This is a genomic window from Rhizobium sp. FKL33, assembly GCF_005222915.1.
Taxonomy (GTDB): Bacteria; Pseudomonadota; Alphaproteobacteria; order Rhizobiales; family Rhizobiaceae; genus Rhizobium_E.
Genome location: NZ_STFX01000004.1, coordinates 1 through 16,871, shown reverse-complemented (window position 1 = coordinate 16,871; position 16,871 = coordinate 1). Strand labels below are relative to the sequence as shown.

15 protein-coding genes are annotated in these 16,871 nt (G+C 63.8%); 10 read left to right on the top strand and 5 right to left on the bottom strand.

Features of this window, described 5'->3' with window-relative positions:
* Window positions 1–79: 79 nt before the first annotated feature.
* Window positions 80–619: an LptA/OstA family protein gene (locus tag E8Q41_RS02035; RefSeq protein ID WP_137153840.1), complete on the bottom strand. Its 540-nt coding sequence runs from the start codon at window positions 617–619 to the stop codon at window positions 80–82.
* A 4-nt stretch (window positions 620–623) separates the two neighbouring features.
* Window positions 624–1,295, bottom strand: coding sequence for an LPS export ABC transporter periplasmic protein LptC (gene lptC / locus E8Q41_RS02030; protein WP_137153839.1), 672 nt, complete (start codon window positions 1,293–1,295; stop codon window positions 624–626).
* A gap of 168 nt (window positions 1,296–1,463) precedes the next feature.
* On the opposite strand from lptC, the gene sppA reads away from it, so the two are divergent.
* The 3 genes from sppA (at window position 1,464) to E8Q41_RS02015 (ending at window position 3,225) form a co-directional block, all read left to right on the top strand.
* A complete protein-coding gene (sppA, locus tag E8Q41_RS02025; RefSeq protein ID WP_137153838.1) occupies window positions 1,464–2,426 on the top strand; it encodes a signal peptide peptidase SppA in 963 nt (320 codons plus the stop codon).
* 35 nt (window positions 2,427–2,461) lie between these two features.
* Entirely contained in the window at window positions 2,462–2,770 is a 309-nt protein-coding gene (locus E8Q41_RS02020; protein ID WP_137153837.1) for an integration host factor subunit beta, read from the top strand.
* 113 nt (window positions 2,771–2,883) lie between these two features.
* A complete protein-coding gene (locus E8Q41_RS02015; RefSeq protein ID WP_137153836.1) occupies window positions 2,884–3,225 on the top strand; it encodes a LapA family protein in 342 nt (113 codons plus the stop codon).
* Between the two features lie 3 nt (window positions 3,226–3,228).
* On the opposite strand, the gene E8Q41_RS02010 is transcribed toward E8Q41_RS02015, so the two are convergent.
* Window positions 3,229–3,699: a carbon monoxide dehydrogenase subunit G gene (locus tag E8Q41_RS02010; protein WP_137153835.1), complete on the bottom strand. Its 471-nt coding sequence runs from the start codon at window positions 3,697–3,699 to the stop codon at window positions 3,229–3,231.
* Window positions 3,700–3,815: 116 nt separating this feature from the next.
* Between E8Q41_RS02010 and E8Q41_RS02005 the strand changes: the two genes are divergently transcribed.
* From E8Q41_RS02005 to E8Q41_RS01985, 5 genes are all read left to right on the top strand, one after another.
* Complete coding sequence (locus tag E8Q41_RS02005; protein WP_246660049.1) at window positions 3,816–4,922, top strand: class I SAM-dependent rRNA methyltransferase; 1,107 nt, start codon at window positions 3,816–3,818, stop codon at window positions 4,920–4,922.
* On the top strand, window positions 4,919–5,770 hold the full coding sequence (locus E8Q41_RS02000) for an RNA methyltransferase (RefSeq protein WP_137153833.1): 852 nt from the start codon (window positions 4,919–4,921) through the stop codon (window positions 5,768–5,770). Before E8Q41_RS02005 ends, E8Q41_RS02000 begins: the two co-directional genes overlap by 4 nt.
* Before the next feature lies 1 nt (window position 5,771).
* Entirely contained in the window at window positions 5,772–6,272 is a 501-nt protein-coding gene (gene lspA / locus E8Q41_RS01995) for a signal peptidase II (protein WP_137153832.1), read from the top strand.
* Between the two features lie 138 nt (window positions 6,273–6,410).
* Window positions 6,411–8,663 carry an ATP-binding protein gene (locus tag E8Q41_RS01990; RefSeq protein WP_170976331.1) on the top strand — a complete coding sequence of 751 codons (2,253 nt, stop codon included), beginning with the start codon at window positions 6,411–6,413 and terminating at the stop codon, window positions 8,661–8,663.
* Between the two features lie 92 nt (window positions 8,664–8,755).
* Window positions 8,756–9,637, top strand: coding sequence for a GNAT family N-acetyltransferase (locus tag E8Q41_RS01985; protein WP_137153830.1), 882 nt, complete (start codon window positions 8,756–8,758; stop codon window positions 9,635–9,637).
* Here the strand turns inward: E8Q41_RS01985 and E8Q41_RS01980 are convergent.
* Window positions 9,604–9,939, bottom strand: coding sequence for a hypothetical protein (locus E8Q41_RS01980; protein WP_170976330.1), 336 nt, complete (start codon window positions 9,937–9,939; stop codon window positions 9,604–9,606). The genes E8Q41_RS01985 and E8Q41_RS01980 overlap by 34 nt on opposite strands.
* 100 nt (window positions 9,940–10,039) lie before the next feature.
* On the opposite strand from E8Q41_RS01980, the gene E8Q41_RS01975 reads away from it, so the two are divergent.
* Window positions 10,040–10,966, top strand: a complete 927-nt coding sequence (locus E8Q41_RS01975) for a LysR substrate-binding domain-containing protein (RefSeq protein ID WP_137153828.1) — start codon at window positions 10,040–10,042, stop codon at window positions 10,964–10,966.
* On the opposite strand, the gene E8Q41_RS01970 is transcribed toward E8Q41_RS01975, so the two are convergent.
* A complete protein-coding gene (locus tag E8Q41_RS01970; protein WP_137153827.1) occupies window positions 10,948–13,233 on the bottom strand; it encodes an NADP-dependent malic enzyme in 2,286 nt (761 codons plus the stop codon). The two genes, E8Q41_RS01975 and E8Q41_RS01970, sit on opposite strands and share 19 nt — an antisense overlap.
* 128 nt (window positions 13,234–13,361) lie before the next feature.
* Between E8Q41_RS01970 and mutS the strand changes: the two genes are divergently transcribed.
* Complete coding sequence (mutS, locus tag E8Q41_RS01965) at window positions 13,362–16,076, top strand: DNA mismatch repair protein MutS (RefSeq protein ID WP_137153826.1); 2,715 nt, start codon at window positions 13,362–13,364, stop codon at window positions 16,074–16,076.
* The last annotated feature ends 795 nt before the right edge of the window (window positions 16,077–16,871 follow it).

The window sequence follows — 16,871 nt, the reverse complement described above, 5'->3', positions numbered from 1 at the left end:
TGCGATATCGTCCGGCTCGGCCGCGATGGCGTCAGGCCGCGCCTTGGTGAGAAACGGGATTTTCAAGACGTCAACCGGATCAATTGGACTTGTTGGATTGCTGATCGATCAGGATCCGCACCCGGCCGGTCCCGCAATTGCCCATAGTGGCCTGGCCGCTCTTCATCTGCACCGTCAGCTTGCAGCCGGTCAGCACGTTGCCGCTGTCCACCAGCACCACCTGCTTGCCGGACAGCGTCAAAAGTTCCGTGCGCATGTCGAAATTGCCCTCTTCGCCCCGCGCGCTCTGTGTGCCCGAGACGACCTGGACATTGCCGTTGACTTCGATGCGGTCAATATCGCCGCCCCCGGCGGCCAGCGAATTGCCCTTGCCTTTGTAATAGACGATCATGTGGTCCGAAGTCAGCGTCATCGCGCCCTGGACGACCTTCACATTTCCGTCGAACAGCGCCCGCTTTTCCTGCTCGCGCAGTTCGAGATTGTCGCTCTCGATCTGGATCGGCTTGTTGTTGGACAGCGCAAAGCCCTTCTTCTCAGCGGTTTGCGCGTGCGCCCCCGACGAGATCGCGGCCAGAACAGCCAGGAAGGACAGACTTGCAAGAGAGCGGGCCAATCTCATCGGATCATTGTCCTTGATTTTCTTTGGAACGGAACGCGGCTGGATTGAGGGTCAGTCGGACATTGCCCGAAAACCCGATCACCCGGCCTTTATCGGTTATATTCATGCCATTCGCAACCAGGGTCGATTCCTTGGCGGTCACGGTGACCGATTCCTTGGAGGCGAGAATGCCGGCATGCACGTCGAGATGGGCAGATTTGAAATGCGCGGTTATGCCGGACGACAAGGTCACCACGAAAGGCGCGGTCATGTCGAGGCGATCCGTATCCCGATCGAATTTGGCCGCCGTCGCCGTCACCCGCGCGATCAGGTCGCTGCGGATCGGCACGGCCGCCTCGATCGTCTCAAGCGCGATGTCGGAGGGGTTGGCGATCGATTGCAGCGCGCGCGCCGCATTCATGAAATAGCTGATGCCCTCGTCGTTGCGGCCCGAGATCGCCGGCTTTTCCATCACCACGCGACCGTTTTCGATGCGCGCGCCGCCAATCGACAGATTGTCGGGGAAGATCGCTCGCACCCAGGAGACTGCGATGAAGGCGAGCGAAATCGCCAGCGCCAGCACAGGCAGCAGGATTTTAAGCCTCTTGACGTGAGCCGAATGCGAGATCGCCCGCCGATAGGCGAGTTGCGGATCCGCAAACGGCGCGTCGAATGTGGAACGAATCTTCATGAACATCCTGAATGGTCGCATGAGCATTATCACATAGGCGGCTGGCCATAAAATTACAATCAAGCCTCCTGCCCTGAAAATCTTTGATCAGGACGGTTTAAATGGCGTTATCGGGTATCCTTGCCGGCTTGGCGGAATTATGTCAGGACCGGACGAATGATGCAGGAGGGATTGATGGACGCCTCGCAGATCCTGGAAAGGCGCAGCCTGCGCCGGAAGCTCGGCCGCTGGCGCATTTTCGCCTTCCTCATTCTTGCCGTGGCCTTGGCCATCGGCTGGAGCGCCTGGATGCAGCAAGACGGGTCTGCGCCGACCGGCCGCGACCACATCGCCCGCGTCTCGATCGGCGGCGTCATCACCGACGACCAGGAGCTGGTGGAGCGGCTGGACGCGATTGCGGCGAACAATTCGGTCAAGGGGCTGATCGTCTCGCTGAATTCGCCGGGCGGCACCACCTATGGCGGCGAGGTCATCTACAAGGCCATCCGCCGCGTCGCCGCCAAGAAGCCCGTCGTCACCGATATCCGCACGCTCGCGGCCTCCGCCGCCTATATGATCGCGGTCGCCGGCGACCATATCGTCGCGGGCGACACCTCGCTCACCGGCTCCATCGGGGTGATATTCCAGTATGGCCAGGTCAAGCCGCTGCTCGACAAGCTCGGCGTCTCCCTGGAAGAGATCAAATCCGCGCCGCTCAAGGCCGAGCCATCGCCATTCCACGCCCCGCCGCCCGAATCGCTCGACGCCATTCGCGGCACCGTGATGGACTCTTTCGATTGGTTCGTGACTTTGGTCTCCGAACGGCGCAAGCTGAGCCGCGAGGACACGCTGAAACTCGCCGACGGCCGCATCTTCACCGGTCGGCAGGCGAAAGTGGTCAAGCTCGTCGACGCCCTCGGCGGCGAAGCGGAAATACGCGATTATTTCGAAAGCAAGAAAGTCGCGGCCGATCTGCCGATCGTCGAATGGACGGCGAAGAAAGAAACGTCGCTGTTCGGCGTCGGGGCCATCGCTCGCCAATTGCTGGGCATGGTCGGCTTCGATTGGGCGCTTGACCTCAAATCCTTCGGGAAGCTGAGCAATGACAAGATGTTGCTTGACGGTCTTGTGTCGGTTTGGCAGTTTGACGAGAAATAATAGGGAAAATTCCGAGTCCGTCAGAGGGGGCGTCCGTGATCAAGTCTGAACTCGTGCAGATTGTCGCTGCGAAAAATCCGCACCTGTACCACCGCGACGTGGAAAACATCGTCAATGCGGTGCTCGATGAGATCACCGACGCGCTCGCCAACGGCAATCGCGTCGAGTTGCGCGGCTTCGGCGCTTTCTCCGTCAAGAACCGTCCGTCCCGTTCGGGCCGGAACCCGCGCACCGGCGACGCCGTTTTCGTCGAGGAAAAGTGGGTGCCGTTCTTCAAGACCGGCAAGGAACTGCGCGAGCGCCTCAATCCCGATCTGGCCGATCAGGAAGACGACGAGGATTGATCCTGTTTTTCCTCTCGCGAGAGGCGTCGGCGTTGCGGCTTGATCTTGCCCATCAGCCGGATCTATGGTGCGGCGCGCTTCAGGCGCGATGAAGTGAGAAAGAGACTGGCCGGATGATCATGCGCATCTTCAAACTCGTGATTTTGATCCCCGTCGCTCTGGTGTTGATCCTTCTGTCGGTCGCCAACCGGCACGCCGCCACGCTTGCGCTCAACCCCTTCGATCCCGCCGATCAGGCGTTGGCGCTGACGCTGCCCTTCTTCATCTTTCTGCTCATCGCCGTGATGATCGGCGTGGTCATCGGCTCTTTCGCCACCTGGTTCGCCCAGGGGCGTCACCGCAAGCGCGCCCGCGACGAGGCTTTCGAAGCCCGCAAATGGCGCGAGGAGGCGGATCGCCAGCGCGTCCGGGTCGAAGACCTCACCACGCAAAAGCTCATCTCCGCCTCCCGTTGAGGGTCAATCCTCGTCGTCGTCGTCGGTGATCGCCTGGTTGGTCACCGCCTTGTTCAGCTTGCGGAAGAATTTCTCCGCGAGTTTCTTCGAGGAGGAATCGATCAGCCGCGACCCCAGCATGGCCAGCTTGCCGCCGATCTTGGCGTTGACCGCATAAGCGAGTATCGTGTGGTCGCCATCCGCCGTCAGCTTCACATCCGCTCCGCCCTTGGCGAAACCGGCGATCCCGCCCGAACCTTCGCCGGAGATTGTGTAGCTTTCCGGCGGCACGATATTGCTGAGGGTCACCGTGCCCTTGAAGGTCGCGGACACCGGGCCGATTTTCAGCTTGCTCACCGCAGCCATCTGGTTGTCGCCGGTGATTTCGAGGCTTTGACAGCCCGGAATGCACTTGCTGAGAATATCGGGATTGTTCAGCGCCGCCCAGACTGTGTCACGAGGGGCGGCAATGCGTTCTTCTCCGGTCAGGTCCATGCGCATCTCCTCCATGCGGGGTTTTGTTGCATGTAATGCCGCCCTCAAACATCTTTGCCAAGTGGCGCAACGGTGCTATTCCACCCGCTTGTCGCAGAATTGAGAAAAGGCAGAGTGTGAAGAGCAAGAATCCGCCCCGCGGTCCCCGAGCATCCGCCGATCGCGCCCCCGCGCGCGCCGCAAAACCGGGCGGACGCCCAGAGCAGCCCCGCGCCGCCCGCCATGAAACGGTGCGCGAAGCGCCGCGGGAGAAGCGTGAATCCAAGCCCGCGCCGCAACCGCAGCCGCAGCTTGACTTGCGAACCGGGGCGCGGCCGGCCGAGCGCGCGCCGCTCATTCTGGAAACGTCAGGCGACGACGGCTACCGCCTGCTCGACAGCGGCGCGGGCGTCAAGCTCGAACGCTACGGCGACATCACCGTAGTCCGTCCCGAGGCGCAGGCGCTCTGGCCGAAATCGCTCGGCGAGGCGCATTGGGACAAGGCGGATGCGATCTTCACCGGCGACACCGACGAGGAAGGCATGGGACGCTGGCGCTTTCCGCGCCGCGCCATCGGCGAAACCTGGCCCATGCAATTGCTCGGCGTCGATTTCTTCGGTCGTTTCACCTCGTTTCGCCACACCGGCGTCTTCCCCGAGCAGATCGTGCACTGGAGCTGGATGCGCGACGAAGTCGCCAAACGCAGCGGCAAGGTCAAGGTGCTCAACCTGTTCGGCTATACCGGCGTCGCCTCGCTGATCGCCGCCTCCGCCGGCGCCGAAGTCACCCATGTCGACGCTTCGAAGAAGGCCATCGGCTGGGGCAAGGAAAACCAGCAGCTGGCGCGCATGACCGACAAGCCGATCCGCTGGATCCTCGACGATGCGATGAAATTCATCGAGCGCGAACGCCGGCGCGGCAACACCTATGACATCATCCTCACCGATCCGCCGAAATTCGGCCGCGGACCGGATGGCGAAGTCTGGCAGCTTTTCGACCATCTGCCCGTCATGCTCGATATCTGCCGCGATCTCCTGTCGCCCAAGCCGATCGGCCTGGTGCTGACCGCCTATTCCATCCGGGCGAGCTTCTATTCCATGCATGAGCTGATGATGGAGACCATGCGCGGCATGGGCGGACTGGTGGAGTCGGGCGAACTCATCATCCGCGAAACGCCGTCCGAACCGGGACAAGCCGCCCGCGCCCTTTCCACCTCGCTTTTCAGCCGCTGGACCAGACCATGACCGAACGCCATGAAGACGGCCCGCGCCGTCCGGGACAGGTGAAGGAAATCACCTCGCTCGCCAATCCCATCATCAAGGACATCAAGGCGCTCAGCCAGAAGAAGAACCGCGAAGCTGGCGGCCTGTTCATGGCCGAGGGGCTGAAGCTGGTGCTCGATGCGCTGGAGACCGGCTGGAAGATCGATACGCTGATCTTCGCGAAATCCGCAAAAGACAAGCCGCTGGTTGAGAAGGCAGCCTCGCGCGCCGTCGCCGCCGGCGGTCTCGTGCTCGAAGTCAGCGAAAAAGTGCTGTCCTCCGTCACCCGCCGCGACAATCCACAAATGGTGGTCGGCATCTTCCATGCCCGCTGGACTTCGCTCTCGTCTATCAAGCCCAAGGCCGGCGAGACCTGGGTGGCGCTCGATCGCGTCCGCGATCCCGGAAATCTCGGCACGATCATCCGCACCGCCGACGCCGCCGGCGCCTCTGGCGTGATCCTCGTCGGCGAAACCACCGATCCCTATGGGCTGGAAACCGTGCGCGCCACCATGGGCTCGATCTTCACCATGCCCGTCGTCCGCGCCAGCCAGGCCGAATTCATCAAATGGCGCAAGACGTCCGGCGCCACGATGGTCGCCACCCATCTCAAGGGCGCGATCGATTACCGTCGCGCCGATTACAAGAGCCGCCCGGTCGTTCTCCTGATGGGCAACGAACAATCCGGCATCCCCGACGAACTGGCGGAAGCCGCCGATGTCAGGGTCAAGATCCCCCAGCAGGGCAAGGCGGATTCGCTCAACCTTGCCTGCGCCACCGCCGTCATGCTGTTCGAGGCGCGCCGTCACCTGCTCGAACTGGACGCCTGACATGGACGAGAAAGACAGCCTGTTCGCCCGGCCGCGCGCCTTCCTGCCCTTCATCCTCGTTGCTGTCGCGCTCGATCAGCTGATCAAGGCGCTGGTGGAGCTTTATCTGCCGCTGCATGAGGCGCTGCCGGTCATCCCGTTTCTCGCGCTCTATCGCACCTGGAACGAAGGCGTCGCCTTCTCCTTTCTGTCCGACATGGACGGCTGGGTGATCGTCGTCATGCGCTTCATCATCATCGGCGTTGTGCTGTGGTGGTGGCGCGGCTCCGACCGGCGGGCCTTCCTGCTCAATCTCGGCTTTGCGATGATCGTCGCCGGCGCCATCGGCAATATCATCGATCGATTCGTTTACGGCCATGTCGTCGACTATGTGTTGTTTCATACTGAGACATGGTCCTTCGCCGTCTTCAACCTGGCGGATGCGCTGATCTCGGTGGGCGCCGCTTGCGTCGGCGTCTGGGAGATCTTTTTTCAGCCAAAAGCGTCCCGGAACGGGAATTAACCCGGCCTTAAGAATGTCCCGCAAGGCTTTTGAAAGCGGATGCGTGTTAGCCCATCGTGTATGAGCGAACCGCAAAAACTCCAGCATCGCCTTGCGATGGAATTCCTATCCGAGGCTCCTCGCCCGAAGGAGGAGCCTATGGACTTGCGTTATCCGGTGAAAGATCCGTCTCGGCGCGACTTCTCGCCGCCCCTCGAACCCGATCCCGACGAGCTCCTGGCGATCTCGGAGACCGAAGGTCCGGGCGCGATAAAATACTGGATCGCCGGCAGCCTGCTGGTGGCCGCCGCTCTTGCCTTGTCCTCCGGCTTGGAGGCCGGCTTGCTGGCCCTCGGCGGATTTCTGGCGCTGATAGCGCTTGCGAGCCTGTTCTTCCGCTCCTCTGCGCGCCGGCCCGCGTCGCGGACCGCGACGCCCGCTTCCTCGCTTCAAAAAGCTTCTCCGCCCGAAGAGCCGTCCTCGGCCTCCGGCGACAGCCGTTTGGCCGCAGGCGTCCTGATGGGTGCGATCCATGACGCGCTCGGCGACATCACCGTCTGCCGCAGCCTCAAGGGCGTCATCCTGTCGGCCAACAACACGTTCCGCCGCGTCAGCGGCTGCGAGACGCCCGAGGGCCGCACCTGCGAGGATCTCGGCATCCGTTTCGAACCCGGCAAGATCAAGCATTGCTATGATGTGAGCTTCCGCACGCGCGACGGTCTGCGCACCTATCTCTGGCACGACATCGTCACCCGCGATCCGATCATGGGCGACATGGTCGTCCAGTCCATCGCCCGTGACGTCACCTCCGAACGCTCCGACGCCGAAAGCCGCGAGCAGGCGAGGGCGCGCGCCGAGGAAGAGAGCCGGCTGAAATCGCAGCTGATCGCCACCGTCAGCCATGAAATCCGCACCCCGCTCAGCGGCCTGCTCGGCATGGGACAGTTGCTGTCCAACACCGAGCTCACGCCCGTTCAGGCCAATTACCTCGCCGGCATCCGCGCGTCCGGCGTAGCGCTTGCGCAATTGGTCGAGGATCTCCTCGATTTCTCCACCGTCGAGGCCGGTCGCTTCCGGCTGCGCCCGCGCACCGAACCGATCCGTCCGCTGGTCGAAAGCATCGTCGAGCTTCTGTCGAGCCGCGCTCATGAAAAGGGCGTGGAAATCGGCGCCGTCATGGCGTCCGATCTGCCCGAACTGCTCAGCGTCGATCCGGCGCGCCTGAAGCAGGTGATCTACAACGTCGTCGGCAATGCCGTGAAATTCACCGAACAGGGCGGCGTGATCGTCCATGTCGGCGTCGAGGCGGGTCAGCTGGTCGTCACCGTGCGCGACACCGGCCCCGGCATGAACGAAGGCGAACTCAAGCGCATCTTCGACGCCTTCGAGCAGGGCGATCTCAGCCGCGCCCGCGAAGGCGGCGTCGGTCTGGGTCTGGCGATCTCCGCCCGCATCATGGCCGAAATGGGCGGCGGCATCACGGTCGAGAGCACCCTCGGCCAGGGCAGCGTGTTCACCATCCGCATGCCCGCCGACATGCAGACCAAGCCCATGCGCAGCGGCCGGGAACTGGCCGGCGGCCGTATCCTGCTGCTCGCCCCCGTCGGCCCCGCCGCCTCTGCGCTCGCCGAGACGCTGCAGGGCCTCGGCGCAGAGACGCATGCGGCCTCTTCGATCATCGACGCCGAAACGCTGTTGACCATGCGCGAGAAATTCACTGGCATCATCGTCGATCACCGGCTGGACGCCGAGTTCACCGCCGGTCTGTGCCGCGATCCCCGGCTTGCGGGGGCCAAGCGGGTCTATCTCGTCAATCCCGAATCTCGTCCCGCCCAGATGTCGGGCGGCGCCTATGACGGCTGGTTGATTCGGCCGCTCCGCGAACAGTCGCTGATCGATGTGTTGACCGGCAAGCTCCGCGGTCTCGAAGCCCGCGACGCCGCAAACGACGACTTCCCCGTTCTCGCTGCCGAAGCGCAGGATGAAGAGCCGACGCTGGCCCATCCGGCCGGAGCGGGTTATTCGATCCTGATCGGCGAGGATGATCCGGTCAATGCGATGATCTCTCAGGCCATTCTCGAAAAGGCCGGCCACCGCGCCCGTCTTGCCGACACATTCGGCAAGCTGGACGCCGCCTTTGTCGAAAAGCGTCCCGACCTGATCCTCACCGATCATCATATGCCCGATGGCGTCTGCCTCGAATTCATCGCCCGCCTGCGCGAGACCGAAGCGGCCGAGGGCTGGCCGGTCACTCCCGTGATCGTGCTGACCGCCGACGCCTCGGACGCCACGCGTCGGGAGCTTCTGCTGCGCGGCGCCGATCTCGTGCTGTTGAAGCCGGCGGAGCCCGATTTGCTCAATGGCGCGATCCTCAGGCTTCTCGGAAAGCCGGCGCTGGACGCCGCCGTTTAGAGACCGGCGGCTCCGCCGGTCGACAGTCTGCGTCATCGTATTGTCTCACAGATATGGTTATAGAGCGGCATCTCGACGCAAAGGATGCTGCCATGACCGCGGAGCTCTTACAGATCAATTCGGACATCGCGCCGCCGCTCGACCCTTCCTCTTCTTCGCTGTTCAACGCCCGCGAGCCCGTTCTCGGCCGTATTGGCGCTTTGGAGACCCGTCTTGCCGTGTCCCGCCGCGAGATCGAGGCTGCCCAGACCATCCGCTACAAGATCTTCGTCGAGGAAATGGGCGCCGAACTGCCGGCGTCGGCCATGCGCCTCGGCCGCGACATCGACGCGTTCGACGAGATCTGCGATCACCTGATCGTGCTCGACACCGGCATCGAAGGCGAAAGCCACGAGCAGATCGTCGCCACCTATCGCATCCTCCGCCATGACGTCGCTTTCGCCAATGGCGGTTTTTACTCAGCCTCCGAATTCGACATCGCGCCCTTCCTCGCCCGCCATCCCGGCAAGAAATTCATGGAGCTCGGGCGCTCCTGCGTATTGCCGGCCTACCGCACCAAGCGCACGGTGGAGTTGCTCTGGCAGGGCAACTGGGCCTATGCGCTCAAGCATGGTCTCGAAGTCATGTTCGGTTGCGGCTCGTTTCCGGGCCGCTATCCGGAACTGCATGCACTGGCTCTGTCCTTCCTGCATCACAACAATCTCGCCAAGGATGAATGGGCGGTCAGCGCCCTGCCGCAGCATCATCGCCATATGGACCTGATGCCGCCGGAAGCCGTCAACGCCAAGCGGGCGCTGATGGCCATGCCGCCGCTCATCAAGGGTTATCTGCGCCTCGGCGCCATGGTCGGCGACGGCGCCGTGGTCGATCACGCCTTCGGCACGACCGATGTGCTGATCGTGCTGCCGGTCGAGGCGATCTCGTCCCGCTACCTCAATTACTACGGCGCAGACGCGCAGCGTTTTGCCTGCTGAACATCCACCCCATCCTTCGGCAGGCCCGGGGCCGGACTGGCCGTTCGCTCCGGCATTTTCTTCAACCTCTCCGGAATCCGCACCGGGGAGGTTTCTTTTTCTGCCGGCCGAGTGGCTTCCGCCGGCCAAGGAGCGACAGGCAGATCCGCGAGCTCGCGCGGGCTCATCTGGCGAAAGACCGGATCGAGAAACGGATCCGCCTCCTGCTCATCGCGCTCTATCAGCCAGGCCGCGCCGCGCGACAGCGCCGCCCATGCGGCCTCGACAATCGTCGCCAACCCGTTTCGTCTTGTCTCCATCATCTTGTCGCCTCCATCTGGCTTTGACGAGATGATTTAGATATTCTCCTTCGCAGTCCTGCATTCAATGCAGCTCTTCACGTCGTCGATTTAGGTTTTCTAAATGCGCAATCTCAACCTCGTTCATCTGAACGGCCTGAGGGCTCTCGAAGCCGTCGGCCGCACAGGCTCGCTTCTCGCCGCGGCGGAAGAACTCGGGGTCACGCCGGGCGCGATCAGCCAGCAGATCGCCAAGGCCGAGGCGCAGCTCGGCAGACAGATCTTCGAGCGCCGTCCAAAGGGCCTTGCGCTCACCGAAGCCGGCCGCGCCGCCTTGCCGAAGCTGACGGAAGGTTTCGGCCTGCTGTCGAGCGCGGTCGCGTCGGCCCGCAGCGGCGATGACCGGACGCTGACGATTTCCGTCGCTCCCGTTTTCGCCGCCCGCTGGCTGGTGCGCCGGCTCGACGGCTTCTTCCGCCTGCATCCCGAGATCGATATTCGCATCGACGCCACCACCCGACTGGTCGATCCCGCCGTCTCCGACGTCGATCTCGCCATCCGCGTCGGCCGCGGCGACTGGCCCGGCGTCGAGGCGGAACAGCTCCTGGAGCAGGAAATCTTCCCGGTCCTCGCCCCTGCACTGGCGACCCAACTCAAGGAGCCGCGCGATCTCCTTGCCGTGCCCACCGTGATCGACAGCCAGGCCATGTTCGGCTGGAATGTCTGGCTCGACGCCGTCGGCCTGCAGGGCGCCGCGATCACCCCCAAGCATCGGCTCAATGAAGCCTCGCTCTGTCTTGACGCCGTCATCTCGGGCCAGGGCGTGATGCTGGGCTGGCAGACGCTGACCGTCGACGCGATTCTCGGCGGTTGCCTCTCCGTTCCCTTTCCCGTCCGCGCCCGCACCGGTTTCGCCCATTATATCGTGACGGCGAAAGGCGGGCGCGAAACGGCCAAGGCGAAAGCCTTCAGGGCCTGGCTGAAGGCGGAGCTCGGCGAGAGCATGGCGGCGCTGGACGCCGCCATCGGATCTCAGGTCCCGGCGTTATAGGCGGCGATCGCCGCCATATTGACGATGTCGGTGTCCTTTGCGCCCATCGAGACGATCTGCACCGACTTGTCGAGGCCGACCAGCAGCGGACCGATCACGGTCGAGCCGCCGAGTTCCTGCAGCATCTTGGTGGCGATCGAGGCCGAATGGAACGCCGGCATAACGAGCACGTTTGCCGGGCCCGAGAGACGGCAGAACGGATACTGCTCCATCAGCTTCGGATTGAGTGCGACATCGGCGGCCATTTCGCCGTCGAATTCGAAATCCACGCGGCGCTTTTCGAGAATCTTGACCGCCTCGCGCAGCCGCTCGGAGCGTTCGCCCTCGGGGTGGCCGAAGGTGGAATAAGCGAGCATGGCGACGCGCGGCTCGTAACCCAGCCGGCGTGCGAGGCCTGCGGCTTCCTCGGCGATGTCGGCCAGTTCCTCGGACGACGGCATGTCGTGCACGGCGGTGTCGGCCACCAGCACGTTGCGGCCCTTGCAGAGCGCGAGCGACGCGCCGATGACGCGATGTCCGGGCTTGGCGTCGATGCAGCGGCGCACATCTTCCAGCGCGGTCGAATAGTTGCGGGTCATGCCGGTGACCATGGCGTCGGCGTCGCCGAGCGCCACCATGCAGGCGGCGAAATGGTTGCGGTCGGTGTTGATCAGCCGCTGGGCGTCGCGATGCAGGTAGCCCTTCCGCTGCAGCCGCGCATAGAGATAGTCGATATAGGCCTCGCGGCGTGTCGAGGTGCGGGCGTTGATGAGTTCGATGCCCGGACGGTTGAGATCGATGCCGGCGCGTTCGGCATTGGCCAGGATCACATCGTCGCGGCCGAGCAGGATGGCGGTGCCGAGACGCTGGTTGACATAGGCGATGGCCGCCCGCATCACCTGCTCTTCCTCGGCCTCGGCGAACACCACCCGCTTGGGATGGCGGCGCACGCGCTCATAGATCTGCTGCAGCGTCGAGGCGATCGGGTCGCGCCGGCTGTTGAGCGACCGCCCATAGGCGTCGAGATCGGTGATCGGCTTGCGCGCCACGCCGGTGTCCATCGCCGCCTGAGCGACCGCCACCGGGATCGACGAGATCAGCCGGGGATCGAACGGCACGGGGATGATGTAATTGGCGCCGAAGCGCGGCCGGTTGCCCTGATAGGCGGCGGCCACGTCGTCCGGCACGTCTTCCTTGGCGAGATTGGCGAGCGCGCGCACGGCGGCAATCTTCATCGCGTCGTTGATGGTGGAGGCGCGCACATCCAGCGCGCCGCGGAAGATATAGGGAAAGCCCAGCACATTGTTGACTTGGTTCGGATAATCCGACCGGCCCGTGGCCATGATGGCGTCGTCGCGGATGCGGGCGACCTCTTCCGGGGTGATTTCCGGATCGGGATTGGCCATGGCGAAGATGATCGGATTGTCCGCCATCGAGCGGATCATCTCGGCCGAAAAGGCGCCCTTGGCCGACAGGCCGAGCACGACATCGGCGCCATCCATCGCCTCGACCAGCGTGCGCCGGTCGGTTTTCACCGCATGCGCCGACTTCCACTGGTTCATGCCCTCGGTGCGACCCTGATAGACCACCCCCTTGGTGTCGCAGAGGATGATGTTGGCGGGATTGAAGCCGATGGCCTTGATCAGCTCGATGCAGGCGATGGCGGCTGCGCCCGCGCCATTGCAGACGAGTTTGGTGGTCTTGAGGTCGCGACCGGTGAGATCCAGCGCATTGATGAGGCCTGCGGCGGCAATAATCGCGGTGCCATGCTGGTCGTCATGAAAGACCGGAATGTCCATGAGTTCGCGCAGCCGGCTTTCGATGACGAAACAGTCCGGCGCCTTGATGTCCTCGAGATTGATGCCGCCGAAGGAGGGGCCGAGGAAACGCACGCAATTGATGAATTCGTCGACATTCTCGGTGTCGATCTCGAGATCGATGGAATCGACGTCGGCGAAGCGCTTGAACAGCACCGCCTTGCCTTCCATGACCGGCTTCGAGGCCAGCGCGCCGAGATTGCCGAGGCCGAGGATCGCCGTGCCGTTGGAAATGACCGCCACCATATTGCCGCGCGAGGTGTAATCATAGGCGGTCGCCGGATCTTCGGCTATGGCCTTGACCGGCTCGGCGACCCCGGGAGAGTAGGCGAGCGACAGATCGCGCTGCGTCGCCATCGGCTTGGTCGGCGTCACCTCCAGCTTGCCTGGCCGTCCCTGCGAATGGAAATCCAGCGCTTCCTGCCGCGTCACGGTGGGCAGGGTGCGGTCGCGCTTGGTCTCTTTCGGCATAAAATTCCTCCCTCAAGGCTTCTGTGGGCGCGTCCCGTTTCGGGCGCGGCCCTTATTGTGTTTGGACGCAATCCGTCTAGTGTCTTGGCTTTATCAGCCACCACTTCTCCTTTGTCAAAAAGAACAGCATGACGATTACCGACGCGCTCACGGTCGCCCAGCTCGCCTCGGAGGAAAGCCGCCTTTCCGCCACGCCGATGATGGAGCAGTTCATCGAGATCAAGGCCGCCAATCCCGACAGCCTGCTGTTCTACCGCATGGGCGATTTCTACGAACTGTTCTTCGAAGACGCGCTCGAAGCCTCCCGCGCGCTCGGCATCACGCTGACGCGGCGCGGCCAGCATCTCGGCCAGGACATTCCGATGTGCGGCGTCCCCGTGCACGCCGCCGACGATTATCTGCAGAAACTGATCGGCTTCGGCTATCGCGTCGCCGTCTGCGAGCAGATCGAAGACCCCGCCGAAGCCAAGAAGCGCGGGGCGAAATCCGTGGTGCGCCGCGACGTGATCCGGCTGGTGACGCCCGGCACCATCACCGAGGAGAAGCTCCTCAATCCCGGCGACAGCAATTATCTGATGGCGCTCGCCCGCATCAAGGGCGGCGACAAGCCCGTCTATGCGCTGGCCTGGATCGACATTTCCACCGGCGTCTTCCGCGTTGCCGAAAGCGAATTGCAGCGACTGCTCGCCGATATCCTGCGCATCGACCCCAAGGAGCTGATCGTCTCCGACCAGTTGTTCCACGATGTCGACCTGCGCGGCGTGTTCGACGTGCTGGGACGGGTGGTCAGCCCGCAACCGTCCGTTCTGTTCGACAGCGCCACGGCGGAGGGTCGCATCGCCCGCTATTTCAATGTCGGCACGCTGGACGGCTTTGGCGGCTTCACCCGCGCCGAACTCGCCGCCGGCGCCGCGGCCATCGCCTATGTCGAAAAGACCCAGATCGCCGAACGGCCGCCGCTCGGCCGGCCCGAGCGCGAAAGCACCGCCTCCACCCTGTTCATCGATCCCGCCACCCGCGCCAATCTCGAACTCGCCCGCACCCTGTCCGGTTCGCGCGAGGGATCGCTGGTGAAAGCCATCGACCGGACGGTGACCGGCGGCGGGACCCGGCTTCTGACCGAGCGGCTGATGTCGCCTTTGACCAAGCCCGATATCATCAACGCGCGGCTCGACGCGGTCGGCTTCTTCCTCGACGAGGCGAGATTGCGCGACGAGATCCGCAGCGAGTTGCGGCGCGCGCCCGATATGCCGCGCGCGTTGTCGCGGCTGGCGCTCGATCGCGGCGGCCCGCGCGATCTCGCAGCCATTCTTTCCGGTCTTGCCGCCGCCCGTGGCGCCGCGGGCATCCTCGCCGGACGCGCGCTGCCAGAGGAGCTCGGTGAGGCTGTGTCGGCGCTCGGCGGCGTGCCCTTCGCGCTCGAGGATCTTCTCGCCGGCCTGCTGGCGGAGGATCTGCCGCTCCTGAAACGCGACGGCGGCTTCGTGCGCGACGGCGCGATCCCCGAACTCGACGAACTGCGCGAACTGCGCGACCAGTCGCGCCGGGTGATCGCAGGATTGCAGGCCTCCTATTCCGAGGAAACCGGCGTCAAATCGCTCAAGATCAAGCACAACAATGTCCTCGGCTATTTCATCGAAATGACTACGGGCACATCGGGCGCGCTGACCGAAACGCCCGAACGCCGCGCCCGCTTCATCCATCGCCAGACCACCGCCAACGCCATGCGCTTCACCACGGTGGAGCTGTCCGATCTCGAAAGCCGCATCGCCAACGCGGCGGAGAAGGCGCTCGCGATCGAACTTGCCGCCTATGATCGCATGGTGAGAGCGGTGGTGGACGCCGCAGAAGAGATCAAGGCGGCGGCCAATGCGCTTTCCGTGCTCGACGTCTCGGCGAGCCTCGCAGCCCTGGCCGACGAGCAGGCCTATTGCCGGCCTCATGTCGACGACACGCTCGATTTCTGCATTCGCGGCGGCCGCCATCCGGTGGTCGAGCAGGCGCTGAAAAAGGCGCAAGGCGCGCCCTTCGTCGCCAATCACTGCGATCTCTCGCCGCTGGCAGGCCAGAAAAATGGCGGCGTCTGGCTGCTGACCGGCCCGAATATGGGCGGTAAATCGACTTTCCTGCGCCAGAATGCGCTGATCGCCATTCTCGCCCAGATGGGCTCCTATGTGCCGGCCGAGGAGGCGCGCATCGGCGTGGTCGACCGGCTGTTCTCCCGCGTCGGGGCGTCCGACGATCTCGCCCGCGGCCGCTCCACCTTCATGGTGGAGATGGTCGAGACGGCGGCGATCCTCAACCAGGCGACGCCGCGCTCGCTGGTGATCCTCGATGAAATCGGCCGGGGCACCTCGACCTTCGACGGCTTGTCGATCGCCTGGGCGGCGGTCGAGCATCTGCATGAGGTCAATCGCTGCCGCTCGCTGTTCGCCACGCATTTCCACGAAATGACCGTGCTGTCGGAAAAGCTCGCCCGGCTCGCCAATGTCACCATGCGCGTCAAGGAATGGCATGGCGACGTGGTCTTCCTGCACGAAGTCGGCCCCGGCGCAGCCGATCGCTCCTACGGCATCCAGGTGGCGCGTCTCGCGGGCCTGCCCGATTCGGTCGTGGCCCGCGCCCGTGAAGTGCTGACGCTGCTCGAAGACGCCGACCGCAAGAACCCGGCGACCACGCTGATCGACGACCTGCCGCTCTTCCAGGCGGCGGTCCGCCGCGACGAGCCCAAGGCCCAGAAAGCCTCCGAAGTCGAGGCGGCGCTGAAGGCGATCAATCCCGACGACATGACCCCGCGCGAGGCGCTGGAGGCTCTCTATGCGCTGAAGAAGCAATTGGGGTGAGGCAGAGCGGCGGACGCGCCAAATCGCTCCGCCGCGTGCTCCCGCCCGGAGTTTTGCCTCATCCTTTCGCTTCGCCCATACGGGCTCGGCCGGGGCGCGAAGAACGCCTCGTTTGTTTAGTTTTAGTATGACGCTCATCGCGCCCCGCATTCGGCGGTTTGTGCCTCGAACTTGACGCTCGTCGCCGCAGGTCGAGCCTGCGGGTAATCCGCCTCTAAAGCGGGCCTTACTATGACGTCCCTTGCGAGACGCCACTCTGGGGGACGCTTTCACGCCCAGGTCCCCAGTGTTCGGGGGTCGTCGTTTCTCGAAGCCCCGGAGAAAGAGGGTTCACGTCGTCCCCCTTCCCCCAGCGCCGGCCCCATCTCGCCGCGACGCCTCGCGGTGTAGCCGATGATGGAACGAGAGACAGGATAAGGGGCGTGGGATGGTGGGGGATGAAAAAATTTCGAGAGGGTGATTTTTTTTGGAGAAGGCCCTCCCCCACCCCTCCCACAAGGGGAGGGGCTTAACCCGGGGAGATGGTGGCGTCCCACAACTCGGTCTAGCGGAGGAAAGGTCGATTGGGGTCGGAGGGCGAGGCAGCATAAGCCCCTCCCCCTTGTGGGGAGGGGTTGGGGAGGGGTTTTCCCCCGCTACGTCGTCATCCTCGGCCTTGTGCCGAGGATCTGAGCCAGCGAGTAAAATCAAAGCGTTGCAGATGCTCGGGACAGGCCCACTGCTGTCCGGTTTAAATTTCTGGACAAGGCGCATGACATTGATTCTACTCGGTTTCAGACGTTTCGCGGCGTTCTG